This is a genomic window from Kribbella sp. NBC_00382 (genome assembly GCF_036067295.1).
Lineage (GTDB): Bacteria > Actinomycetota > Actinomycetes > Propionibacteriales > Kribbellaceae > Kribbella.
Map to the genome: position 1 here is coordinate 571,403 of NZ_CP107954.1, position 23,563 is coordinate 594,965.

The 23,563-nt window shown below is 67.2% G+C and carries 25 protein-coding genes; 9 read left to right on the forward strand and 16 right to left on the reverse strand.

Annotation, left to right across the window (positions count from 1 at the left end; translation table 11 throughout):
- The first annotated feature begins 4 nt into the window (after positions 1-4).
- Positions 5-523: a hypothetical protein gene (locus OHA70_RS02825; protein WP_328328169.1), complete on the forward strand. Its 519-nt coding sequence runs from the start codon at positions 5-7 to the stop codon at positions 521-523.
- Here the strand turns inward: OHA70_RS02825 and OHA70_RS02830 are convergent.
- Together OHA70_RS02830 and OHA70_RS02835 are read right to left on the reverse strand one after the other, a co-directional pair.
- Positions 510-962, reverse strand: coding sequence for a hypothetical protein (locus OHA70_RS02830; protein ID WP_328328171.1), 453 nt, complete (start codon positions 960-962; stop codon positions 510-512). The genes OHA70_RS02825 and OHA70_RS02830 overlap by 14 nt on opposite strands.
- A 75-nt stretch (positions 963-1,037) precedes the next feature.
- Positions 1,038-1,739 (reverse strand): DUF1707 SHOCT-like domain-containing protein, encoded by a 702-nt coding sequence (locus OHA70_RS02835; RefSeq protein ID WP_328328173.1) that lies wholly within the window; start codon positions 1,737-1,739, stop codon positions 1,038-1,040.
- Between the two features lie 147 nt (positions 1,740-1,886).
- On the opposite strand from OHA70_RS02835, the gene OHA70_RS02840 reads away from it, so the two are divergent.
- Both OHA70_RS02840 and OHA70_RS02845 read left to right on the forward strand, forming a co-directional pair.
- Positions 1,887-3,557 carry a fumarate hydratase gene (locus OHA70_RS02840; protein ID WP_328328175.1) on the forward strand — a complete coding sequence of 557 codons (1,671 nt, stop codon included), beginning with the start codon at positions 1,887-1,889 and terminating at the stop codon, positions 3,555-3,557.
- 2 nt (positions 3,558-3,559) lie between these two features.
- Positions 3,560-3,772, forward strand: coding sequence for a helix-hairpin-helix domain-containing protein (locus tag OHA70_RS02845; RefSeq protein WP_328328177.1), 213 nt, complete (start codon positions 3,560-3,562; stop codon positions 3,770-3,772).
- Positions 3,773-3,816: 44 nt separating this feature from the next.
- Here the strand turns inward: OHA70_RS02845 and OHA70_RS02850 are convergent, their stop codons facing one another.
- From OHA70_RS02850 to OHA70_RS02870, 5 genes are all read right to left on the reverse strand, one after another.
- Positions 3,817-3,981 carry a hypothetical protein gene (locus OHA70_RS02850; protein WP_328328179.1) on the reverse strand — a complete coding sequence of 55 codons (165 nt, stop codon included), beginning with the start codon at positions 3,979-3,981 and terminating at the stop codon, positions 3,817-3,819.
- A gap of 79 nt (positions 3,982-4,060) precedes the next feature.
- Positions 4,061-4,522, reverse strand: a complete 462-nt coding sequence (locus OHA70_RS02855) for a hypothetical protein (protein WP_328328181.1) — start codon at positions 4,520-4,522, stop codon at positions 4,061-4,063.
- A gap of 9 nt (positions 4,523-4,531) precedes the next feature.
- A complete protein-coding gene (locus OHA70_RS02860; RefSeq protein ID WP_328328183.1) occupies positions 4,532-5,380 on the reverse strand; it encodes an SAM-dependent methyltransferase in 849 nt (282 codons plus the stop codon).
- A gap of 1,337 nt (positions 5,381-6,717) precedes the next feature.
- A complete protein-coding gene (locus tag OHA70_RS02865) occupies positions 6,718-7,407 on the reverse strand; it encodes a DUF402 domain-containing protein (RefSeq protein ID WP_328328185.1) in 690 nt (229 codons plus the stop codon).
- Entirely contained in the window at positions 7,404-8,807 is a 1,404-nt protein-coding gene (locus OHA70_RS02870) for a class II fumarate hydratase (RefSeq protein WP_328328187.1), read from the reverse strand. Before OHA70_RS02870 ends, OHA70_RS02865 begins: the two co-directional genes overlap by 4 nt.
- Positions 8,808-8,886: 79 nt before the next feature.
- On the opposite strand from OHA70_RS02870, the gene OHA70_RS02875 reads away from it, so the two are divergent.
- Positions 8,887-9,285, forward strand: a complete 399-nt coding sequence (locus OHA70_RS02875) for a DUF3224 domain-containing protein (RefSeq protein ID WP_328328189.1) — start codon at positions 8,887-8,889, stop codon at positions 9,283-9,285.
- Here the strand turns inward: OHA70_RS02875 and OHA70_RS02880 are convergent.
- The 3 genes from OHA70_RS02880 to OHA70_RS02890 form a co-directional block, all read right to left on the reverse strand.
- A complete protein-coding gene (locus tag OHA70_RS02880; RefSeq protein WP_328328191.1) occupies positions 9,270-9,914 on the reverse strand; it encodes a hypothetical protein in 645 nt (214 codons plus the stop codon). The genes OHA70_RS02875 and OHA70_RS02880 overlap by 16 nt on opposite strands.
- 8 nt (positions 9,915-9,922) lie before the next feature.
- Positions 9,923-10,621, reverse strand: a complete 699-nt coding sequence (locus tag OHA70_RS02885) for a hypothetical protein (RefSeq protein ID WP_328328193.1) — start codon at positions 10,619-10,621, stop codon at positions 9,923-9,925.
- Between the two features lie 174 nt (positions 10,622-10,795).
- Positions 10,796-12,130: a PhoH family protein gene (locus tag OHA70_RS02890; protein ID WP_328328195.1), complete on the reverse strand. Its 1,335-nt coding sequence runs from the start codon at positions 12,128-12,130 to the stop codon at positions 10,796-10,798.
- A gap of 398 nt (positions 12,131-12,528) precedes the next feature.
- On the opposite strand from OHA70_RS02890, the gene OHA70_RS02895 reads away from it, so the two are divergent.
- Together OHA70_RS02895 and OHA70_RS02900 are read left to right on the forward strand one after the other, a co-directional pair.
- Positions 12,529-12,834: a hypothetical protein gene (locus tag OHA70_RS02895; protein WP_328328197.1), complete on the forward strand. Its 306-nt coding sequence runs from the start codon at positions 12,529-12,531 to the stop codon at positions 12,832-12,834.
- Positions 12,835-12,846: 12 nt separating this feature from the next.
- The gene (locus OHA70_RS02900; protein ID WP_328328198.1) at positions 12,847-13,623 is read left to right on the forward strand and encodes a hypothetical protein; all 777 of its coding nucleotides are present in this window, start codon (positions 12,847-12,849) and stop codon (positions 13,621-13,623) included.
- On the opposite strand, the gene OHA70_RS02905 is transcribed toward OHA70_RS02900, so the two are convergent.
- A complete protein-coding gene (locus tag OHA70_RS02905) occupies positions 13,580-14,359 on the reverse strand; it encodes an isoprenyl transferase (RefSeq protein ID WP_328328199.1) in 780 nt (259 codons plus the stop codon). The genes OHA70_RS02900 and OHA70_RS02905 overlap by 44 nt on opposite strands.
- 221 nt (positions 14,360-14,580) lie before the next feature.
- On the opposite strand from OHA70_RS02905, the gene trhA reads away from it, so the two are divergent.
- Positions 14,581-15,312: a PAQR family membrane homeostasis protein TrhA gene (gene trhA / locus OHA70_RS02910; RefSeq protein WP_328328200.1), complete on the forward strand. Its 732-nt coding sequence runs from the start codon at positions 14,581-14,583 to the stop codon at positions 15,310-15,312.
- Here the strand turns inward: trhA and OHA70_RS02915 are convergent, their stop codons facing one another.
- Positions 15,313-15,813: a MarR family winged helix-turn-helix transcriptional regulator gene (locus tag OHA70_RS02915; protein WP_328328201.1), complete on the reverse strand. Its 501-nt coding sequence runs from the start codon at positions 15,811-15,813 to the stop codon at positions 15,313-15,315.
- A 119-nt stretch (positions 15,814-15,932) separates the two neighbouring features.
- On the opposite strand from OHA70_RS02915, the gene OHA70_RS02920 reads away from it, so the two are divergent.
- Entirely contained in the window at positions 15,933-17,117 is a 1,185-nt protein-coding gene (locus OHA70_RS02920; RefSeq protein WP_328328203.1) for a phosphotransferase, read from the forward strand.
- Here the strand turns inward: OHA70_RS02920 and OHA70_RS02925 are convergent.
- Entirely contained in the window at positions 17,110-17,580 is a 471-nt protein-coding gene (locus OHA70_RS02925) for a nitroreductase/quinone reductase family protein (RefSeq protein ID WP_328328205.1), read from the reverse strand. The genes OHA70_RS02920 and OHA70_RS02925 overlap by 8 nt on opposite strands.
- 44 nt (positions 17,581-17,624) lie before the next feature.
- On the opposite strand from OHA70_RS02925, the gene OHA70_RS02930 reads away from it, so the two are divergent.
- Positions 17,625-18,128, forward strand: coding sequence for a hypothetical protein (locus tag OHA70_RS02930; RefSeq protein WP_328328207.1), 504 nt, complete (start codon positions 17,625-17,627; stop codon positions 18,126-18,128).
- A gap of 3 nt (positions 18,129-18,131) precedes the next feature.
- Here the strand turns inward: OHA70_RS02930 and OHA70_RS02935 are convergent, their stop codons facing one another.
- The 3 genes from OHA70_RS02935 to OHA70_RS02945 all read right to left on the reverse strand — a co-directional run bounded on the left by OHA70_RS02935 (position 18,132) and on the right by OHA70_RS02945 (position 23,456).
- A complete protein-coding gene (locus OHA70_RS02935; RefSeq protein ID WP_328328209.1) occupies positions 18,132-19,550 on the reverse strand; it encodes a M20/M25/M40 family metallo-hydrolase in 1,419 nt (472 codons plus the stop codon).
- 75 nt (positions 19,551-19,625) lie between these two features.
- Positions 19,626-21,206, reverse strand: coding sequence for a M4 family metallopeptidase (locus tag OHA70_RS02940; RefSeq protein WP_328335023.1), 1,581 nt, complete (start codon positions 21,204-21,206; stop codon positions 19,626-19,628).
- 186 nt (positions 21,207-21,392) lie between these two features.
- Positions 21,393-23,456: a M4 family metallopeptidase gene (locus tag OHA70_RS02945; RefSeq protein WP_328328211.1), complete on the reverse strand. Its 2,064-nt coding sequence runs from the start codon at positions 23,454-23,456 to the stop codon at positions 21,393-21,395.
- Positions 23,457-23,563: the final 107 nt, after the last annotated feature.

Here is a 23,563-nt window from a genome sequence, read left to right on the forward strand (position 1 = left end):
GTCGGTGAGTACTGCGGACACCTGGTCGGCCGAGCTCGAATCCACCGGCCAGGTGGTTTTTCCTCAACGCCGCAAGCGGTTGTGGATCCGTGGCGCGATCGCCGCGCTCTTCTTCGGCAACTCGCTCTGGTCGCTGATCGCCCACATCCGCGCCGACGACATGAGCGGCGTGGTCGCCGTACTACGCATCACCTCGCTGGGCGCCTTCGTCTACCTGCTCGGCATAACCGCCTGGCAGCTGGTCACCCTCCGCCCGACGCTGACCGTCGACCACACCGGCATCCGACGCGGCAAGAGCACCAGAAACGGCTACACCTGGCAACAGATCGCCAGCATCGACGATCCCTCAGGCACCTTCGGCATCAGCGGCAGCCTCGGCCTCCGCACCGTCCAGGTCCAGCCCGTAGACCGCCACCGCTCAACGGCCCTCGGTATCACCCACGACAACGTCCTGAACCTGGCCGAACTCTCAACCTGGCTACGCACCCTCCACGCCACCCAAACCCGGCCTACCGACGCCTGACGCGTCGCGCACCGATCACGTAGCTGGTTCCGAAGAACAGCGCGAGCACCCCGAATCCACCGCCGATGTAGCTGCTGATCCGGGTCGTGGAATGCATTCGGTCCACGAACCAGACAGCGCGACTCCGGTCCGGTCGCGCCACGGTGTACTCAATCGGTACGAGCTCGTTCAGCTGCAGCTTGTGCCGTTGAAGAACCCAGTCGGTCTTCAGTTGGTGCTCCGAGCCGTCGGCGGAGTAACGGATGTACGCGTAGCCGGCGTCGTCGTACAGGTCCTTCGAGGCGCGGAGCTCGACCACCGTTCCATTGACCACCGCGGTCGGCTCTGTCCACGGCCGCCCGGTCCACCAGGCCCCCACCGCAACCACGCCGGCGACCAACGCCCCCACCGCGCACAACCACCCCAACACCTCACGCCACCGCTGACGCGGAACCCCCATCCACCCCATCCCCACAGTCTCCCAGACCGCACCCTTCGCTGCGCGGTGGTCGACGCGATCGACCGGTCGGGCTGATCAGCTCAGGCCGAGGCGTTTGCTAAGGCGGGGGCCTCGTTTGATTTTGATTTCGCCGAGGATGGCGGTGCCGCGGATGTGGAAGATCTTGGGGGCCGACGGGGGTTCGTCGACGGAGCCGAGCGGGGAGTCCTGTTCGGAGACCGAGCCGAGGATGGGGTTGCTGTCGAGGTGGACGATCGCGTTGCGGGGGACGCGGATCTTCACGTCGGCGAGGATCGACTTCACGTCGATGTAGATCTCGTTGTACGGGACCTGCGCCTCGGTGTAGTCCAGCGTCACGTCGCCGAGGACCGCGTTGACCTCCTGGCGCTGCGGCGCGAGCCAGTTGCCGATGCGCTTCTGGTCGGACAGGAAGACGTTGATGACCGGAGCGTGGACTGTCATCCCGGCACTGGGCTGACCGACCGGCGCGACGGCGGCCGCTCCGGCGGCGAGGGTTGGGCCGTTGGGGAGGTCTGAGGCGATCTCGACCAGCTCGCCGTAGGTCTTGGCGGAGTACAGGGTCTCCAGCCGGTCCTCGAGTTCGGTATAGCTCAACCGGCCCTCGCCCGCGGCCTCGCGGAGTACGTCGGCGACCTCTTCCCGCTCCAGATCCGACACCCGTCTGCGCAGCGCCAGCTCATCACCGGTCGGCTGAGCTGCCGGCTTCGGGACACTGTCCTGCGGGCGGTTCGGCTGGGGGAACTCGTCATCGGCCACAGCAAAACTCTACGTCCGTACCGGCCGACCCGCAGATAAGGAATGACCCCGGCCGTCCCCTGAGCGCCCCACCCACAGGAGGCGGGGTCCGGGCCGCCGTTCTAGGCTGGTGGGGTTCTGAGACCACTTGCCCTGGAGGTACGCCCGGTGTCCGCCGACTTCAACTACTCCGAACTGCTCCCGCTGGGTGCCGACGACACGGAGTACCGGCTCCTCACCACCGAGGGAGTGAGCACGTTCACCGCGGGCGGCCGCACCTTCCTGCAGGTGGAGCCCGAGGTGCTGCAGCAGCTCACGGCCGAGGCGATGCACGACATCTCGCACTACCTCCGTACCGCGCACCTCACCCAGCTCCGGCGCATCATCGACGACCCGGAGGCGTCCGGCAACGACCGGTTCGTCGCACTCGACCTGCTGAAGAACGCGAACATCTCGGCCGGCGGCGTACTGCCGATGTGCCAGGACACCGGTACCGCGATCGTGATGGGCAAGAAATCCGAGGGCGTGCTCACCGGCGCGGTCGACGAGGAGTGGATCAGCCGGGGCGTGTACGACGCGTACACCAAGCTCAACCTGCGCTACTCGCAGATGGCGCCGCTGACGATGTGGGACGAGAAGAACACCGGCTCGAACCTGCCGGCCCAGATCGAGCTGTACTCGACGCCGGGATCGGCCGCGGCGGATCCGGCGTACAAGTTCCTCTTCATGGCCAAGGGTGGCGGGTCCGCGAACAAGTCGTTCCTGTTCCAGGAGACCAAGGCGGTGCTCAACCCGGACGGGATGATGAAGTTCCTGGACGAGAAGATCCGCTCCCTCGGTACCGCTGCCTGCCCGCCGTACCACCTGGCGATCGTCGTCGGCGGCACCTCCGCGGAGTACGCGCTGAAGACCGCGAAGTACGCGTCGGCGCACTACCTCGACGCGCTGCCGACGACGGGATCGCCGCTGGGCAACGGGTTCCGCGACGTGGAGCTGGAGGAGAAGGTCTTCGAGCTGACCCAGGAGTTCGGGATCGGCGCGCAGTTCGGCGGCAAGTACTTCTGCCACGACGTCCGGGTGATCCGGCTGCCGCGGCACGGCGCGTCCTGCCCGGTCGCCATCGCGGTCTCCTGCTCGGCGGACCGGCAGGCGCTGGCGAAGATCACGCCGGAGGGTGTCTTCCTCGAGCAGCTCGAGCGCGACCCGGCCCGCTTCCTGCCGGACACGACCGACGAGCACTTGTCAGATGACGCCGAGGTCGTACGGATCGATCTGAACCGGCCGATGGCGGAGATCCGCACCGAGCTGTCGAAGCTGCCGGTCAAGACGCGGCTGTCGCTGAACGGGCCGCTGGTGGTCGCCCGCGACATCGCGCACGCCAAGATCAAGGAGCGCCTCGACGCGGGCGAGCCGATGCCGCAGTACCTGAAGGACCACGCCGTGTACTACGCCGGCCCCGCGAAAACCCCCGAGGGCTATGCCTCCGGGTCGTTCGGGCCGACCACGGCCGGCCGGATGGACGCGTACGTCGACCAGTTCCAGGCGGCGGGCGGCTCCTTCGTGATGCTTGCCAAGGGCAACCGCTCGGCCAAGGTGACGGCGGCCTGCAAGGAGCACGGCGGCTTCTACCTCGGCTCGATCGGCGGACCCGCGGCCCGGCTGGCGCAGGACTGCATCAAGTCCGTCGACGTGATCGAGTACGCCGAACTCGGGATGGAAGCCGTCTGGAAGATCGAGGTCGAGGACTTCCCCGCCTTCGTCGTGGTCGATGACAAGGGCAACGACTTCTTCACCGACACCCGCAAGCCGGTCCCGCTGACCGTCCGGCCCCGCAGCTGAGGATGAGCACCAAGGACGGGCCGGCCCAGGTCGGCGACCTGCCTGCGATCGGCCGGCCGGCGACCAGCGCGCTGATGACCGCCGGGATCTCTACCTTGGCGCAGGTCGCCGCTCTGAGCCGCAAGGAGCTGCTCGCCATGCATGGCGTCGGTCCGAAGGCCGTCCGTCTCCTCGAAGCCGAACTCGAGGAGAACGGCCTGTCCTTCGCCGGCTGAAGGCGACGCAGGCTGTGGCGTGGCGGGCTAGCTGAGGCGGCGCGCTAGCTGGCGTTGGCGGCGGTGGTCGCCGGGTCGGGGAGTTTGATCATCAGGTGCTTGGCGGCACGCAGCAGGTCGGCCTCGTTGTGACCGAAGGCCTGGAGGTAGGAGCGCAGGGCGGATCGCAGCAGCCTGAGCTCCTCGTCGTTCAGTTCGATGGTGTGCATATTTGACGGTAAACCCGCTGCTGCCAGAAAGCGCCGCCCGTGATCGAGCCGTTGCGTCGGCCGCCTCACCAGGCGACTGTCACGCCGTCGGCCAGCCGGCGATCTCCAGAATCTCGGTGGCGACCTTGGCCAGCTTGCGATCGTTCACCACGGTGAAGTCCTCCACCTCACCATGCCCGTCGTACTCCACCCGCGCCCGCTCCAACCGCACCATCTGTACGTCGCAGCCGGTCAGGCAACCCTCGTACGACTGCCTCAGCTCACGCGTCTCGACGACCCCACTGACGACCACGAACCGCGCACCCGCCGCTCGGTAGGTCCCCCAAACGGCCTTGAGGTTCCGTACCTTCAACCGATCATGAAAGCCCCGCTGATTGGCCGGAGCCGGCCCATACTGCGCCAGCGCATCCAGATCAACCACAGCAGTCGGCAGCAACCGACCGGTAAGGATCCGCCCGATCGCCTGCCCGACAGCCGTCTTCCCCGCTCCCCCGCCACCGCTGATCAACAAACCCCGGCACCCGGTATCCATGATCGCCATCTGCCCAGATTAGGAGCCATCACCTCGTTTGAGGACATAAACCGTCGGCCGAAGTTTCCCGAGAAACTGGTAAACCTCCCAATGCAGGTTCGCCTCAACGTGCTGATAGACGTCCTCACCATGCTCGGCGACCACTGCTTCCCTGGTACGCCGAAGCCGCGCCAGCCGCAGCATCGCCCGCGAGACGGGCTGGGTGCGCTCCTCGGCGTACTCTCGCCACTCGGTGCCGATCACATCCTTCTCGTCGATCACCAGCCCCGCATCGGCAAAGGCAGCCTCCAGCGTTGCCTCGTCCAGATTGCCGATCACGTTCCCGAGATGCCGCCTCAGCATCTCCGTCTCACCAGCCGTGAGCAGCTCCGTCGCCGTCTGGGTGAACACCACCATCCGCCCACCGCTCTTCAGCACAGAGGCGGCCCCCGCCAATGCCCCCGCCAAATCCTCCAACTGCGGCACCACGTCGCGACACCAGATCAGATCGAACCGCCGCTCACTCCCGGCAAGCTCCTCCATCGCCAACCGCTCAACGCTGATCCGCTCCCCCAACCCAGCAGCCGCCACAGCCTCCCGAGCCTGCCGCACATGAAGCTCCACCGGATCAATCCCGTACCCCGTGACATCCCGCTCCCCCACCAACCGAACCAACTGCGCCCCATCCCGGCACCCCGCATCAAGCACCACCGCTCCCGGTACCAACCACTCCGCAGCCCGATCCACCAACTCCTCAGGCCCCCGCGGCTCCAAACTCCGATCCAACTGCGCATACAGGTCCCAGGTAGTTGGCCCGTATACGCGAGCCAACTGCTCCACATGCGCCGTACCCGATCCACCGGTCCGCTCAACCCCACTGGTCTCCACCACCCCACCCCAGCAGCACCCACCCACAAACTCCACCGACTTTCACCCGCCCCTCTGCACGGCGCGCTGGATGCGGAGCGTCGTGGCCGGGTGCTGTGGGTTCGGGGTTGGCGCGTGGTGAGGGACTCTGGATCGCGTCGCCGGGCTGCTTGAGTGTCCTAGTCATGGTGGTGGGCATCAAGGGCGCTTCGCGTCCCTTCGGGATCGAACAAGTTCGACCCTTGACACCCACCACCACGACCAGGGAAAGACGCAGCTATCCCGGAGCCGCTGACAAGACCGGCCACAAATGAAACATTCACCCCAGTCCCGGGCGCACCCGCCACCCGGGCCCGGACGAGCACGGCCGGCCCCGACGGGTAGGTCACTAACGGGTGGGCCGCTAGCGGTGGTTCTGCCCACGACAGATCCGGCGCAGCCAGTTCACTCACCCACTGGCAGGTTTTCTACCGATGGCGCCAAGCATCACCCCAGCGGCACCAAAACCCGCCACCGAACACCGCTTCTTCGCCCACCGCCGCTCTACAAGCCGCCACCGGCCGAACAACCCACCAGCCAACCTCCGATCAGCCCGAATCAGCTCGGACGAGGCCATCTCCGGCCGATCCGTCGCCGCGCGACAGCACCATCCCCAACACACCTGCCGCACCGCGATGCGGAGCACCGGCCGGACCGCCACGCATACACAACCCCCACGAACATCCCCGACGCGCCGAGGCAACCGCTTGCCGACCGGGTTTGGTGTGCGCTGGCGGACCGGTCCGAGCGCCGGGCGACCGCCAGCCCATCAAACGCCCCGCAAACCACCCCGACACGCCGAGCCAGACGTTGCCCTCCGGGGCTTTGGTGGGCTGGCGGTCGCTCGTTGCCCTCAGCAACCAATCTCAGCCACCCCGGCGACCGCGGCACCGCCGCACAAGCCACCTTGCCATCGTCACCCCGCAACACGGCCCACCTTGCCATCGGCACCCCGCAACTCGACCTGGCTTTGCCGTCACCACCCCGCAACTCGACTGGCTTTGCCGTCACCACCCCGCAACACGATCCGCCTTGCCATCGGCACCCCGCAACACGAGCCGCCTTGGGCAAGGTGACCCTTTGGCCCAGACCCTTCCGCGGGATCCGCGTAGCTGCGTCTTTCCCTGGTCGAGAGGGTGTGGGTCAAGAGTCGAACTTGTTCGATCCCGAAGGGACGCGAAGCGCTCTTGACGCACACCCTCTCGACTAGGACACTCACGCGGCGGAGACCGCGCACCGCGGCCATCCTTGCCGGAGCACCCCGCAACCACGACAGCCCTCGCAGCACACAGCCGTCCTCACCCGAGGGCCTGGACCGGTCAGCCGAGGAGCTCTTCTGCTATGTGGGTTACGGCGTAGCCGGTGGGGGCTTCGGGGAGGCGTAGGTGGGGGTCGGGGCGCCAGGATTGCCAGTTGTCGGAGAAGGGGGTGGTCCACGCCTCGATGTCGCGGATGGCGGTGTGGGCGGTTGCGGTGATGCGGTCTGCTTCCGCCTGGGTGTAGCGGCCGGCTGCTACCGCGCCTTCTAGTTCGTCTTCGTCTTTCCACTCGATTCGGCGGTCGGGGTGGATCCAGAGGTCCAGGACGTAGTCCTGGGAGGTGGTGCGCTTCGCCTCGAGGTCGCGTTGGTGCTCGGACTCCAGGTTCACGTACCAGCCGAGGAAGGTGTCGTCGGCGGACCAGAAGTGCCAGACGGACCAGGGCTTGCCGGTCGGGGCGACCTTGAGGATGCCGGTGCCGTGCCAGATGTCGAGCTTGAGCACTCGGTCCTCGGTGAACATGCCTTCCGGACCCGCATGGCGCATCTCGCGACCGTCGACGAGCACGGGCTTGATCACCGGCGTACCGGGCGCGAGCCAGGCGACCAGGCCGTCCTCGTCGTCGCGGACGACCGTCATCGGCCGGACGTTCGGCAGGTCGCTGAACCGGCCGGTTCCTTCGTAGACCCACTCGATCCTGGTGCCGGGTGCCCAGTACAGGTCGACGCCGGTCGTCGTCTCGGCCGTCATGAGCCGGCCGGGCGGGTCATCGAGAGCACGTCGAGGGCCGCGTCGAGTTGCTCCTCGGTCAGGTCGCCGTTGCTGACGTGACCGTTCTCGATCACGACCTCCCGGATCGACTTGCCCTGCTTTAGCGCACTCTTGGCAACGGCAGCAGCATTCTCATAGCCGATGTACTTGTTCAGTGGCGTGACGATCGACGGCGACGACTCGGCCAGCGCGCGGGCGTGCGCGACGTTCGCGGTGATGCCGTCGACGCAGCGGTCGGCGAGCAGGCGGGACGCGTTGCTCAGCAGCTGGATCGACTCCAGCAGGTTGCGCGCGATCACCGGCAGCATCACGTTGAGCTCGAAGTTGCCGCCGGCGCCGGCCACCGTGATCGTGGTGTCGTTGCCGATCACCTGCGCCGCGACCATCAGCGTCGCCTCGCAGATCACCGGATTCACCTTGCCCGGCATGATGCTCGACCCCGGTTGCAGGTCCGGCAGCGCGATCTCGCCGAGCCCCGCGCGCGGCCCGGAGCCCATCCAGCGCAGGTCGTTGCAGATCTTCGTCAGGCTGACCGCGATCGTCTTCAACTGCCCCGACAACTCCACCAGCGCGTCGCGAGCGCCTTGCGCCTCGAAGTGATCGGCCGCCTCACTCAACTCCAGCCCGGTACGCCGATTGAGCTCGGCGATCACCTTCCCCGCGAACCCGGCCGGCGTGTTGATGCCGGTGCCGACGGCAGTCCCACCAAGCGGCAACTCAGTCACCCGCGGCAGCGTCGCGCGCACCCGATCCGCACCCCGGCTGATCTGCGCCGCATACCCGGTGAACTCCTGCCCGAGCGTCACCGGCGTCGCATCCATCAAGTGAGTCCGCCCCGACTTCACCACGGAAGCGAACTCAGATCCCTTCCGGGACAGGGATTGCACCAGGTGCTCCAGTGCCGGCAACAGGTCTTGCACCACACCGGCCGTCGCGGCAACGTGGATCGCCGACGGGAACGTGTCATTACTCGATTGGCTCGCGTTCACGTGGTCGTTCGGGTGCACCTCGGCGTCGAGCGCCCGGGTCGCGAGCGTGGCGAGCACCTCGTTGACGTTCATGTTCGTCGACGTGCCGGAGCCGGTCTGGAACACGTCGATCGGGAACTCGGAGTCGAACTCGCCGGCCGTCACCCGGTCCGCCGCCGCCACGATGCCGTCGGCAAGCTTCTGGTCCACCACGCCCAGCTCGGCGTTCACGACCGCGGCCGACGCCTTGATCTGGGCGAGCGCGTGCACGAGGGCCGGCGCCAGCGGTTGGCCGGAGATCGGGAAGTTCTCCACCGCGCGCTGGGTCTGCGCCCGCCACAACGCGTCGCGCGGCACCTTGACCTCGCCCATCGTGTCGTGCTCGATCCTGAATTCCACGTTGTCTCCCATACCTGCAGAGTACGTCGATCCGCGCTGTCCGCCCGGACTGGTAGAACCGTTGTGGACAACGACACACGAGGGAGCCGCTATGCGTTTGACCCAGGCATTCGAGATCACCAAGTGGGACCAGTCGACCTACGACGAGTCCGGCGATCTCACCCTAGGCCGTGCCGCCGTCGGCAAGACCTTCAAAGCCGTCGGCGACGAGCTGGACAGCGCCGGCCTCGAAGGCACCAGCACCGCCGAGCTGCTGATGGTCGGCACGACAGCCGGCCCAGCGGCGTACACGGCAGTGGAGCGTTTCACCGGCACGCTGAACGGGCGCGCGGGCTCCTTCGTGATCGTGCACGGCGCGAGCGCCGACCAAACCTCGTCCCCCGGCAAGATCGTCGCCGCAGACGGCGACCTGACCGGCCTCACCGGCACCGTCGTCTACGAGCACGACGACAAGGGCCCGCGACTGACGGTCGACTACGAGCTGCCCTGATAGACGTAGTACGTCTCGGCCCGTCCTTGCAACGCAACAGGGACGGGCCGCACCACACACGCGCCGAAAATGAAGCGGATCGCCGACTCCAAAGCGGCCGACGCCGACGACGACCACACCGTCAACACCCCACCCGGCGCCAGCCGAAGCCTGCATTCCCCCAAGAAATCGCTCTCATACAAAGCAGAATTCTCGTTGTAGACAAGGAAGTCCGGCCCGTTGTCCACATCCAGCAACACCCCGTCCAACGAGGCAACAGGCTGAGCCAGTACGACGTCCCGCACATCCCCCACCACCACCGAGACCCGCGCATCGTCGAGCACCGACGGCACCAGCCCGGACCGCATCCACTCGACCACAGCCGGCTCGATCTCCGCGACCACCACCGACTCGACACGCAAATCGGTCAGCAGCGCACCCACGGTGTACCCGAGCCCCAACCCACCCACCAGTACCCGCGCAGGCCGCAGTACGGCATCCAGCGCCGCAGACGCCAGTAATTCCTCGCTGGACGTCTCGGCGTCGTCCATCACGAACACGCCGTTGACCCGCAACTCCAGGGCCCCGTCCGTTCGGCGGCGGAGCAGGAGTTCACCCCGCTCGCTGACCGCCCGTGCCACCTCACCCACGCTTGAGCTCAGTACCAGCCCTTGTTCTGCGAGTGCGCCCAGGCGCCGCAGGGGGAGCCGTAGGTGTTGTCGATGTAGTCGAGGCCCCACTTGATCTGCGTGATCGGGTTGGTGCGCCAGTCCGAGCCGTACGCCGCCATCCGGTTGCCGGGCAGCGCCTGCGGAATGCCGTAGGCGGTCGAGGACGGATTGTCGGCGTCGACCCGCCAGCGCGACTCCTTGTTCCACAGGCTCTCCAGGCAGCCGAACTGGCTGTCCTTCCAGCCGTGGTCGGCGAGCAGGTTCTTCGCGATCTGCTTCGGCGTGCCCTCGAACTTCTTCCGCTCGGCGTCGCGGCTGGCGCGCTCCTCGCTGGAGCTGCGCTGCGTCTTCTGCAGCGCCTTGTACCGGGCCATCGCGGTGTTCTTGGCCTTCTGCCGCAGGTCCGACTGGTCCTGGGCGGCCTTTCGGGCCGACTCGACGGCCTCGATCTGGTTGCGGAGCTGGACCACTTCCTGGGCCTGCTCGGCGGCGGTCAGTTCCTTCGGCTTCGGCGACTTGGCCGCCTGCGCGCGCTCGCTGTTCAGCACGGCCATCTCGGCGCGCCCGGAGACCGGGTCCGAGGCATTGGCGCTGCCAGGCGAGGCGAAGAGGTCGAGGCCTGCGACAACGGAGACGACGACGATCCCACTGACCGCGAGGATCGCGACGGAGCGCTTGGCTTTCATCTGTCCTTCCGAATTACCCGACCCCCGTCGGCTGCAACAGGAACATACTCTGGCCTAATCAGAGCGTGATCACAACAACGTCACAAAGAACGGTGCGGCCACATGACGTGTGGCCGCACCGGGTAACGCGAAATCCTTACTCTCGCCTTACAGAAACAGTTCCGTCAGAGACAGTTACAGCTGTACGTCCTCCAGCATCTCGGTGACGAGGGCGGCGATCGGCGACCGCTCCGACCGGGTCAGCGTCACGTGGGCGAAAAGTGGGTGACCCTTCAGCTTCTCCACCACCGCGACCACGCCGTCGTGCCGGCCGACCCGCAGGTTGTCGCGCTGCGCGACGTCGTGGGTGAGCACCACCCGCGAGTTCGCGCCGATCCGGGACAGCACCGTGAGCAGCACGTTGCGCTCCAGCGACTGGGCCTCGTCGACGATCACGAACGCGTCGTGCAGCGACCGGCCGCGGATGTGGGTCAGCGGCATCACTTCGAGCATGCCGCGGTCCATCACCTCGTCGATCACGTCCGGACTCGTCAGCGCGCCCAGCGTGTCGTGCACCGCCTGCGCCCAGGGCGCCATCTTCTCGGACTCCGAGCCGGGCAGGTAGCCGAGCTCCTGACCGCCGACCGCGAACAGCGGCCGGAAGACGACGACCTTCTTGTGCTGACGCCGCTCCATCACCGCTTCGAGCCCGGCGCACAGTGCCAGCGCCGACTTACCGGTACCGGCGCGCCCGCCGAGCGAGATGATCCCGACGTCCGGGTCCAGCAGCAGGTCCAGTGCGACCCGCTGCTCGGCCGAGCGGCCCCGGAGCCCGAAGGCCTCCCGGTCACCGCGAACCAGCCGGATCCGCTTGTCCGGCATCACCCGGCCAAGTGCACTGCCGCGCTCGGACAGCAGCACCAGTCCCGTGTGGGTGGGGAAGTCCCGCCCCTCGGGGATGTCCAGTACGCCGTCCTCGTAGAGCGAGTCGACGTCGCTGGTCGGCACCTCGATCTCGTCCATCCCGGTCCAGCCGGACTCCAGCGTCAGCTCGGCGCGGTACTCCTCCGCGTCCAGGCCGCAGGCCGAGGCCTTGACCCGCATCGGCAGGTCCTTGGAGACCAGCGTGACGTCGCGGCCCTCGGCCTGGAAGTTGCAGGCCACCGCGAGGATCCTGCTGTCGTTGTCGCCGAGCCGGAAACCGGCCGGCAGGCTCTCGGGGTCGGTGTGATTCAGCTCGACCCGGAGCATTCCACCCTTCTCCCCCACTGGCAGGGGCGCGTCCAATCGTCCGTGCTGGATCCGGAGCTCGTCCATCAACCGCAATGCCGTGCGAGCGAAGTAGCCGAGCTCAGGGTGATGCCGTTTTGCCTCCAGTTCGGTGACGACGACAACCGGGATGACGACCTCGTGCTCGTCGAACCGCAACATCGCGTGCGGATCGGACAGCAGCACGGAGGTGTCCAGCACAAAAGTGCGCTGGTCCGGCGTGGATGAGGGGTTTGACGCCTTGGCGTGGGTGGCAGCCATGTCGCACGTCCTCTCGGACCGCAGCGTGCACCACGCCCGGCCCACCAGTGGTTAGGTGTTGGACCGGGTCCGGACCCGGAGGTCTGGTGCAGACCCCCTCCGTCCCGCAGCACGCGCGGAACCGGAAATCAGTGAGGGTGAGACCGTGGGTCTCGGGCACTCCGTTCGGCGCCTCATGGGGCTACCGCTGAGCAATTGCGTCTCATCTGATCGGGCCTCCCGGACAGCCGGCTTCCCCTCCGACCGTCACTAAGGACTGTAGGTCTGTCGCGCGAACGCCGCAGCCCGACACGCCCGGCCACGGGGTTAACGGCTTGTTACACGTTTCCCCCTACCGGACGACACCGTTCACCCCGCAGAGTGAGCTGTACGACGGTCCGCCGCCGCACGCTGTTCGCATGCTGAAATCCACGCTCGGTTACGTGACAGCGCTGTGGTCGCTGACGTATGGAGTTCTCGGGATCTACTGGGCCACAGGCGGCTCCGGCTACCCGTTCGCACGGGTCGACGACGACCACGCGACCGCCTCGATCCTGGAAGGCGCACCAGCGAGCGTGGTCGCCCCGGTGATGGTTGCCCTAGGCCTGCTCGGCGCAGTGGTCGCCGTACTGATGACACGGCAAGAACCCCGGGGCGGTGGTCAGGTGCTGCTGGGGTTCGCCGTGGTGATGGCTGTACTGCTGGCACTCGTCATCCCCGACTAAACGCCCCTGGCCATGCTCGCCCTGTCCCCCGCGCTCGTGGTCTTCGCCTTCACCGGCGTGCCCGGCGCCCAGGACGGCGTCGGCGACATCCTGTACTGGCACCGGGTGAACGTCCTGATCATGTTCGTCGGCGGCCTCCTGTGGGCCGCTACGGCCGTCAGCTACCACCGGCGGCTCCGTCACGCCTGCACCAGCTGCGGACGCGACGACAGGCCGCTCAGGGCCTGGCAGACGCCCGAGGGCGCCCTGCGATGGGGACGCCGGGCCGTACTGATCGCCGTCGTCGCCAATCTTCCCTACGAGCTCACCCGGGTCGCCTGGTACTTCGGCTGGGAACTGGGCATCACCCACGAGTTCCACCAGATGATGGCCGACACGCCAGGCATGCTCGAGATGGGTCTCACGATGGCCGCGATGGGCGTCGCCGGCAGCATCCTCACCCACGGCCTGGTGCACCGCTGGGGCGAGGTCTACCCCCGCTGGATCTGGTTCAAGGCGGGCCGCCGCGTCCCACCCCGCCTCGCCATCATCCCCGCGTCGATGGTGGCGGTCGTGCTGATCCCCGCCGGTCTGATGAACATCCGGCTCCCCGGCGACCACGCAGGCTTCGAGTGGGGCCTCGCGCTGCCCGGCACGCTCTGGGTCGTCTGGGGCGCGGCACTGGGCGCCGCCACCTACGCCTACTACCTCAGACGCCGTACTACGTGCCGCCGGTGCGGGCGGGGTGCGCCAGCGGCCGCAGTACTCACGTCCCGAAGCGGCGCTCTCGTTGGGCATAGCTCCGAATAGCGCGGAGGAAGTCGACGTGCCGGAAGTCCGGCCAGAGCGCCTCGCAGAAGTAGAACTCGCTCAGCGCGCTCTGCCAGAGCAGGAAGCCGCCCAGCCGCTGCTCCCCCGACGTCCGGATCACCAGATCTGGGTCAGGCTGGCCCTTCGTGTAGAGGTGCTCGGCGATGTGCTCGACATCGACCCGCTCGGCCAACTCCTCGATCGAGATGCCCTTCGCAGCTTCCTCGAGCAGCAACGACCGGACGGCATCGGCCAGCTCGCGCCGGCCGCCGTACCCGACGGCCACGTTGACGAGCATGCCGTCGACGTTCTGCGTGGCAGCCTCGGCGCCCTTCAGTACTTCGGCTGTCGCACCCGGCAGCAGGTCGAGCGCGCCGACCGGATGGATCCGCCACTGGCCGATCGTGGTCAGCTCCTCGACCGTCGACTCGATGATCCGCAGCAGTGGCTCGAGCTCCTCGGCCGGGCGGGTCAGGTTGTCGGTGGACAGCATCCAGACCGTGACGAGCTTGACGCCGACCTCGTCGCACCAGTGCAGGAACTCGGTGATCTTGGTCGCGCCGGCCTCGTGGCCACGTGACACCGGATCACCGGTCGCCCGGGCCCAGCGCCGGTTGCCGTCGATGATCACGCCGATGTGGCGGGGCATCCGGTCCGGTGACAGCGAGCGCGCCAGCCTGCGCTCGTACAGCCCGTAGACCACGTCGCGCAGCTTTGCCTTGCCAGGTGTCCGCATGGGCAGGTGCTCTCCTCAAAGCTCTCCGGCTTCTGAGGCTAGCCGAGATTTCCGGTTCCGCAGAGTGATCGAACTTTTACCGCTGTTCGTGCGTCAGACACTCCGGGAGGCCTGTTCGCGGCGGTGATCTGGCCTACATTCATCCTTCTGGACGATGTGAACCTACGGATCCGTAGGTTACGGTTGCGTAGGTAAGCCTGTGCGCACACGAGAGGATGGCGATGACGGCCAAGCCTGCGATCACCACCCCGACCGACGTTCCCTCGAGCGAGCACGAGCAGGGACACGAGCACGGGCACCGGCTGACCGACAGACTCTCGCCGCTCAAGCCGAAGCTGCGCGGCTGGCTGCACGCCGGCACCTTCCCGTTCGCGACCGCGGCCGGCATCGTGCTGATCTGCCTCGCGCCGAGCACCAGCGCCCGCTGGGCCGCGGCCGTCTACACGTTCGGCTCGATGCTGCTGTTCGGCATCTCCGCGCTGTACCACCGGTTCTACTGGGGCCCGACCGGTGAGGCGATCCTGCGCCGGCTCGACCACAGCAACATCTTCCTGCTGATCGCCGGCACCTACACCCCGCTGGGGGTGGTGCTGCTGCGCGGCAACGACCGGATCCTGCTGCTCAGCCTGGCCTGGGGCGGCGCGCTGATCGGCATCCTGTTCCGGATCTTCTGGGTCGGCGCCCCGCGCTGGCTCTACACCCCGATCTACCTGGCGCTGGGATGGGTCGCGGTCTTCTGGATGGGCGACTTCTACCACCTGGGCGGCGCGTCCGTGGTGACGCTGCTGGCGATCGGCGGCGGGCTGTACTCGATCGGCGCGGTCATCTACGGCACCAAGCGGCCGAACCCGTCACCGTTGTGGTTCGGCTTCCACGAGATCTTCCACGCCTGCACGGTGGCCGCCTTCATCTGCCACTACGTCGCCGTCAGCATCGCGACGTACCGGAGCTAGCTAAGGCCTGGAGAGCCACTCGAGCTCTTCGTCGAGCGGGCCGCAGACCTCCACCAGCGTCTCGCGGAACAGCTCGAACTTCTCCGCGCCGAGGCGCCGCTTCCACTCCTGCTCGACCCGGTCGATCGACGCCCGGCTGTACTCCATCGCCCGATCCCCTGCCTCGGTACGCCGGACCAGCCGGACCCGGCGATCCCCGGCCACCCGCTCGGATTCGGCGTACCCGCGTTCCTGCAGGTAGTCGACGTGCTGCCCGAGCCCCTGTTTCGTCATCCCGGCGATCTCGGCGAGGTCGGTGATCCGCGCCCCGCTGTCCGGGATCAGCTCCAGCAACCGGAAGTGCGACACCCGCAACCCCGGGAAGTGCTGCTCGCCGTCGACCAGGATCTCCTCGCGCAGCCGCTTGAGCGCGAGTCCGAGCAGTCCGGCGATATGCAGCCCGCGGAGTCCCTCAGCATGGCCCGACAGTGCCGTTTTCTGGGGGCCGTTGACGGAAGTCATAAGGCAACTTTACTATCTGGGTAGTAAGGCTGCTTTACTTCTTCGGCGGGTCGGATCTGAAGGCCACCTGAAGGGCCGCACTCAAGATCGAAGCACTACCGATTGACCGGGGGGGACCCATGAACACCACCACCGTCAGCGACGGACTGGCCGAGCTCGGCCGGGACGCACCCGACGAGCGCGCGCTCGCCTGCCTGGTCCGCGACGTCACCGGCCTGCCCGGCGCCGTACCGGTCTCGGCCCGGATCGAGCCGGTCGACTACGAGATCGGTACGCCGAGCACCGAGGCCCTGCTGCGAGTCGTCGGCACGGCCGAGCTGCACTCCGGCGAGAGCATCGACTGGTCCGTCTTCGTCAAGAAGCTCGCGTCGGTCCGGCACTGGCCGATGATGCACCTGGTTCCGGCGGAGTTCCGGGAAGCCTTCATCCAGAACCTGCCCTGGCAGCTGGAGATGATGGTGCACCGGAGCCCGATCGCGACCGTGCTCCCGGACGGCCTGCGGCTGCCGGTCATGCACCGGATCAGCGAGTACGACGACGATCGCGCGACCCTGTGGATGGAAGACATCGACCAGGCGCCCGGCCCGTGGACGCTCGGACGCTTCGAGCGCGCCGCGAACCTGCTCGGCCGGATGTCGGCCCGCCGCCAACTGCACCTGGTCGAGCCGCTGTTCCCCCGCGGTGATGTCCACGTCCCGGGAATCGGGCTGCGGTACTACACCGGCGGCCGCGTGATGACGAGTGCGGTCCCGTTGCTCGCCGATGACCAGACCTGGCAGCACCCGATGCTGGCCGAGGCGGTCTGCTCGACCGGCGACCACGGTCTCCGCGACGAGCTACTCGAGCTGGCGAACCGGCTGCCCGCAGTACTGGATCGGCTGGACACCTTGCCGCAGACGTACCAGCACGGGGACGCGAGTCCGCAGAACCTGCTGGTACCGAAGGACAAGCTGGACGAGTTCGTCGTGATCGACTGGGGCTTCGACTGCCCGCAGGCGATCGGGTTCGACCTCGGCCAACTGCTGGTCGGCTTGGCGCACGCCGGCGAGCTCGCGCCGGAGGAGCTGCCGACGATTCATACCGTCATCGTCTCGGCGTTCATGGAGGGGGTGGCCGCGGAGGGGATGACAGTCACCGAGGACGAGGTGCTGTACGGCTACCTCGGCTCGCTGATGGCCCGGGCGACCTTCACCGCGTTGCCGTTGGAGCAGCTCGGCAAGACCACCGCGTGCGGGGCGGAGCTCTTCGAGCAACGCGTCCGGCTTACCCGCACCTTGGTCAATCTGGTCTCGACCATCAACTAGGCGTCAGGACGAAGACCCGGATCGCCCGGCCGCTGCGTTCGACGTACGTGTCGTACGCGGGCCAGACCTTGGTGACGAGTGGCCAGACCCGGTCCCGCTCCGTTCCTTCGGCCAGGACGGCGCGGACCGGGACGTCCCGGCCACCTTCGAGCGAGATGATCGCCTCACTGGAGGCGAGCAGGTTGCCGGACCATGCCGGGTGGTGCTCCTGACCCCAGTTCGACGCGGTGACGACATAGCCGTCGCCGTCCGGCGCATAGATCAGCGGGACGGTTCGGGGCAGTCCGGACTTCCGCCCACGAGTCGTCAGAAGCAAAGTGGGCAAGGCGGATCGGCCGAGGATGGTGATCCTCCCACCGGTCCTTCGTTGCAGCCAGCGATCGACCGGTACCATAGTGCGACCGACCAGGGCGAACCACCGTCGATGCCCTAACGAGCGAATGACATTCGTGTACCAGCCCATGCACGAAGTCTGCCGTCACCCTCAGGACGGGTATGTATGAGGGTGTGAAAAACATTCGGTTCGTAGTACTGGCAGCCGCCGCCGGTCTGGTTCTGGCCGGATGTGGCGATGAATCCGGCGCGGGCGGTACGCCGTCCGCCTCCACCAACCCGAGCACGCCGATCGCGAGTCTGCCGTCGCCGAGCACGGCCCCCAGCGGACTGCCCCTGACTGTCAGCCGGACCGGCGGTTTCGCCGGGTTCAACGACCAGGTGGCCGTCGGCACCGACGGCATCGTCACCGCCAGCTCGATGGGCAAGGGACCGTCGAAGTGCGAGCTGGAACCCGGGTTCCTGACCACCCTCACCGATGCGGTGAAGCAGGTCGACTGGGCCTCCGTCGGTGTCACCAAGCCGACGGTGCGGCACCCCGACGACATGATCATCGCAGTGGCGGCCGGCGGTGGGCTGGCGCGGCTCGACGACCCGAAGCTGAAGCCGTTGGTGGCCCCGGTGGGCACGCTGCTCACCGAAGCCACCAAACCCGGCAGTCTGTGCAAGCCGGTCTAGCTCTCAGCTCGTGGTGAGCGCCACGTCGTCGATCACGAAGCTCGTCTGCAGTGACGAGTCCTCGGCGCCGAGGAACTTGACGGTCACCGTTTTGCCCTTGTAGGCAAGGACGTTGAACGTCTTCTGGGTGTACGTCGTGTTCTTGTTCAGGTTCGAGTACGTCGCCAGCGTGGTCGTGGTCGACCCGTCGACCACCTGCACCTTCACCGTGTCGTACACGGTCGAGGTGGTGGTCTCAGCGGTGTCGATCCGGATCCACAACGAGAGGGCCGCGGCGGTCGCCGTCGACGGGATGGCCACCGACTGGCCGGTGTTCTCGGTGCTGGTGCTGCCATTGCCTTGCAGCCAGGCCTTGTAGGTGCCGGCGTGCGCGGGCTTCGAACTGCTGTTGGTGATGACACCGTTGGTACCGGTCCAGTTCGCCGCGCCCGACTCGAAGCCGGGGTTCTGGATCAGGTTGGTGCCGGTCGGCGGAGTGACCGGGCCGTAGTCCTTCTGGGCGTAGTTCCAGATCATGTAACCGATCGCGTCGATCTGACGGTCGAGCGACGTCAGATTGAGGTTGTTGATGGTGTCGCAGGACCGGTGGTAGCAGGCGTCGAACGCGGTGTTCGCCGTACCGCCCCACTTGGTCGCCTGGGCCGACGTCTTGATCTCCTCGGCGCCGGAGAAGGTCCCGGCAGTCGGGATCCCGAGTGACCGGAAGGCCGCATGGTCGGACCGGCCCTGCACGTCGATGTACTCGGTCTGAATGCTCTTGCTGGTGAAGTAGTTCTTCAGATCGTCGCGCGCGCCGTTGCCGGCCGGGTTGTCGTCGTAGACGAAGTAGCCCGGGTTGGGCGAGGCGATCATGTCGAAGTTCAGGTACAGCTCGATCTTGGCGCGCTCGGCCGCGGGCAGGTTGTTGACGTAGTACTTCGACCCGAGCAGGCCGAGCTCCTCGGCTCCCCAGAAGCCGAAACGCAAGCGATTCTTGGGTACCTGGCCGCTGGCGGCGTAGGCGAGTGCGGTCTCCAGGACGCCCGCACTGCCGCTGCCGTTGTCGTTGATGCCCGGCCCGGCGCTGACGCTGTCGAGGTGCGAGCCGGTCATCACGACGTGGTTCGCGTCGCCTTGCGGCCATTCGGCGATCACGTTGTACGACGTACCGGCCGATGTCGAGAACGACTGCAGCGTGGTGGTGAAGCCGGCCGCGTCGAGCTTCGACTTCACCCAGTTGGCGGAGGCGAGGTAGCCGGGGCGGCCGGTGTAGCGGTTGCCGCTGTTGGCGGTGGCGATCGACTGGAGCTGGTCCAGGTGCGCCTTGGTGTTGGTGACGGAGATGTCGGGTGAGTCGACGGCCTGGGCGGGGCCGCCGGGGACGAGGACGGCGGTGGCGACCAGAGCGGTGCCGAGTACGCCGTACAGAGGGGACTTGAGCATGGGCGGATACTCCTTTGCCTCACAAAGGAAAGGCCCCGGCGCGGATCCTGATGAGACCCGCGCCGGGACCAAGTGTTAGCAGGCTGCTGAGCCTGCCGGTACCGAGATGCCGCTGAAGGCGGCCTGAATGCCCTTGCACTGCGCGGAACCAGCGCCGTAAAGCTCCTTGGCGGAGGTGATCGCACCGTTGCGGGCGTCCTTGTAGGTCGAGCCCGAGCTGAGCTTCGTGCTCAGCGTGCGGTACCAGACCTTGGCAGCCACGTCCCGGCCGACGCCGGCGAACGTGGTGCCGTTGCAGGCGGTGCTGTTGTAGCTGACACCGTTGATGGTCTTGGAGCCGGTGCCCTCGGAGGCCAGGTAGAACCAGTGGTTCAGCGGGCCGGAGGAGTAGTGCGGATCCAGACCGCCGGTGCTGGTCGTCCAGCAGTCCTTGCTGCGACCGTCCTTCGACGGCTTGTCCATGTAGCGCAGCGGGGTGCCGTTACCGTTGATGTTGATCTTCTCGCCGATGAGGTAGTCACCGACGTCGGACGAGTTGTTCGCGTAGAACTCCACCATCGTGCCGAAGATGTCGGAGGTGGCCTCGTTGAGGCCGCCCGCGTCGCCGGAGTAGTTCAGGCCGGCGGTCGCCTCGGTGACACCGTGGCTCATCTCGTGCCCCGCGACATCGATGGCGGTCAGCGGGTGCGTGTTGCCCGAGCCGTCGCCGTACGTCATCTGGGTGCCGTCCCAGAACGCGTTCACGTACGCGTTGCCGTAGTGCACGCGGGAGCGGGCGCCCTGACCGTTGTTGAAGATGCCGTTGCGGCCGTGGACGTTCTTGTAGTAGTCCCAGGTCAGCTGGGAGCCGTAGTGCGCGTCGACGCCGGCGGTCTGCCGGTTCGAAGCCGCACCGGTGCCCCAGGTGTTGTCCGCGTCGGTGAAGGTGGTGCCGGCGCCGGACGATCCACCGTTCAGGTCCGTGGTGTAGTTGCCGCCACGGGAGGTGTCCTTCATGACGAAGTTGGGCGCGCTGCCCGACGTACCGATCGTCACCGTACCGGCGTACATCGACTTGCCGGTGCCTGTCTTGACCTCGTCGTCGGAGGCCAGCAGCGCACCGGTGTTCGCGTCGATGAACGAGTGCAGCACCGACGGGGTCTGGTCGGCCTTGACCCCGGTGGTGACGACCTCATAGGCCAGTACCGGTTTGGCCGGCGTCACGTACACGACCAGCGTGCCCTTGTTGCCGGTGGCCTTGAAGCCGGCCGCCTTCGCACCCTTGGCCAGCGCCGCCGACTGCGACAGCGTGGGCTTGGTCGACTTGACGCCGACCCCGGTCGCGTTGCGGTTGTAGGTGACGCCGCTGATCGCACCGTCACCAGCGCGCTTCACGATCATGTCGCCGCCGGCGACCTTCAGCCCGTTGTACGTCCGCTCGTACCGGACGAACTCGGTGCCGTCGGCATCTTTCACCACGTCCTTGACCTGGAGCACCTCACCCTTGCCCAGGCCGAGCGCGGCCGCGGTCTTCGCGGACAGCGTCTGCTCGGACTGGACCGCGGCCGGCTGGTCGAAGCCGGAAGCGGGCAACGGGGCGGAGCGAACAGACGCGCCGGCGGGCGCGATGGCCAGGCCCGCAGCCGCCAGAACGGCGACTGCGGCTACAGATGTCATTCTCTTCACAACAGCACTCCTCACGGTTTCGTCGCTGAATGGGCGCAGCGATCGTTTTTCGCTTGGTACACGTGCTTCGCGGCAGGGATCACTCCCGCGCAACGGGAGGAAACTGGGGTCGGTCCGGGGGCAGACCAGGGCGGCAGCCGCCCCCGGACCGGTGATTCGGGACGAGCAGGGTGCTGACTAGCCGATCAGCGACACGTCGTCGACGACGAAGCTGGTCTGCAGCGAGGAGTCCTCGTTCTCGAGGAACTTCACCGTGATCGTCTTACCGGCGTACGCGCCGACGTTGAACGTCTTCTGCGTGTACGTCGTGTTCTTGTTCAGGTTGGAGTACGTCGCCAGCGTCGTGGTGGTGGAGCCGTTCACGACCTGGACCTGCACCTTGTCGTACACCGTCGAGGTGGTGGTCTCGGCGGTGTCGATCCGGATCCACAGCGACAGCTGGGCCGAGGTGGCACCGGCCGGGACCGCGACGGACTGGCCGATGTTCTGCGTGGAGGTGGTGCCCTTGTTGCCGAGAACGGCCTTCCAGGTACCACCGTGAGCCGGCTTCGTGCCACCGTTGACGATGACACCCGACGTACCGGTCCAGCTGGCGGTGCCGGACTCGAAGCCACCGTTCACGAGGCGCTCGGAGCCGGTCGGCGGGATGACCGCGCCACAGCTGGCAGCGCCGGCCGGGACGGTGATGGCGTTGAACGCGGCCTGGATGCCGAGGCACTGCGACGAGTTGTCGCCGTACAGGGCCTTGGCGACTGTGATCGCGCCTTCACGGGCGTCCTTGTAGGTGCTGCCCGAGGTCAGCTTGGTGGTCAGGGTCTGGTACCAGACCTTGGCCGCCACCTCACGGGTGACACCGGTGACGGTCGAGCCGTCGCAGGTCGGGCTGTTGTAGGAGACGCCGTTGATCGTCTTGGCGCCGGAGCCCTCGGAGGCCAGGTAGAACCAGTGGTTCAGCGGGCCGGAGGAGTAGTGCGGGTCGAGCCCACCGGTGCTGGTCGTCCAGCAGTCCTTGCTGGCACCGTCCTTCGACGGCTTGTCCATGTAGCGCAGCGGGGTGCCGTCGCCGTTGATGTTGATCTTCTCGCCGATGAGGTAGTCACCGACGTCGCTGGCGTTGTTGGCGTAGAACTCGACCGAGGTGCCGAAGATGTCCGAGGTGGCCTCGTTCAGGCCGCCCGCGTCACCCGAGTAGTTCAGGTTGGCGGAGGCCTCGGTGACACCGTGGCTCATTTCGTGGCCGGCCACGTCGATGGCGGTCAGCGGGTGGGTGTTCCCGGAACCGTCGCCGTACGTCATCTGGGTGCCGTCCCAGAACGCGTTCACGTACGCGTTGCCGTAGTGCACGCGGGACCGCGAGCCCTGGCCGTTGTTGAAGATGCCGTTGCGGCCATAGACGTTCTTGTAGTAGTCCCAGGTCTCCTGGGTGCCGTAGTGCGCGTCGACGCCGGCGGTCTGCCGGTTCGAGGCCGCACCGGTGCCCCAGGTGTCGTCCGGGTCCGTGAAGGTGGTTCCGTTACCGGAGGTCGCACCGTTCAGGTCCGTGGTCCAGTTGCCACCGCGGCCGGGGTCGGTCATCGAGTAGTTGCCCGAGCTGCCGGACGTACCGAGGGTGACCGTGCCGGAGTACATCGAGTTACCGGTACCGGTCTTGATCTCGTCGTCCTGGTCCAGCACCGCGCCGGTCTTGGCGTCGATGAAGGAGTGCAGGACCGACGGCGTCTGGTCGGCCTTGACCCCGCTGGTGACGACCTCGTAGGCGAGGACCGGCTTGGTCGGCGTGACGAAGACGACCAGCGTCCCCTTGTTGCTGGTGGCCTTGAAGTCGGCGGACTTCGAACCCTTGGCCAGGGCGGCGGCCTGGGACAGCGTCGGCTTGGTCGAGGTGACCCCGACGGCCTTCGCACCGCGGTTGTAGGTGACGTTGCTGATCGCCGCGCCGTCGCGGTGCACGATCAGGTCGCCGCCGACGACCTTGAGACCGTTGAAGGTCCGGTCGTAGCGGACGTACTCGGTGCCGTCGGCATCCTTGACGACATCGCGGACCTTGAGCACCTCACCGCCGGCCAGTCCGAGAGCGGTGGCGGTCTGCGCGGTCAGCGCGGACTCTGCCTGCACAGCGGCCGGCTGGTTGAAGCCGGACGCGGGAAGCGGAGCCGTACGGTTGGCGGCTCCTGCGGGCGACATCGCCAGCCCCGCGGCTGCGACGATGACCACCGCCCCTGCTGATGTCAGTCGTTTCAAGACAACATCTCCTCACGGTGTGGTCGCTGTTTGGGCGCAACGACCAGTTCATTGGGGGGACGCCGGATATCTGGCCCAGCAGTGCCACTGCCTACTTGTGACACTGT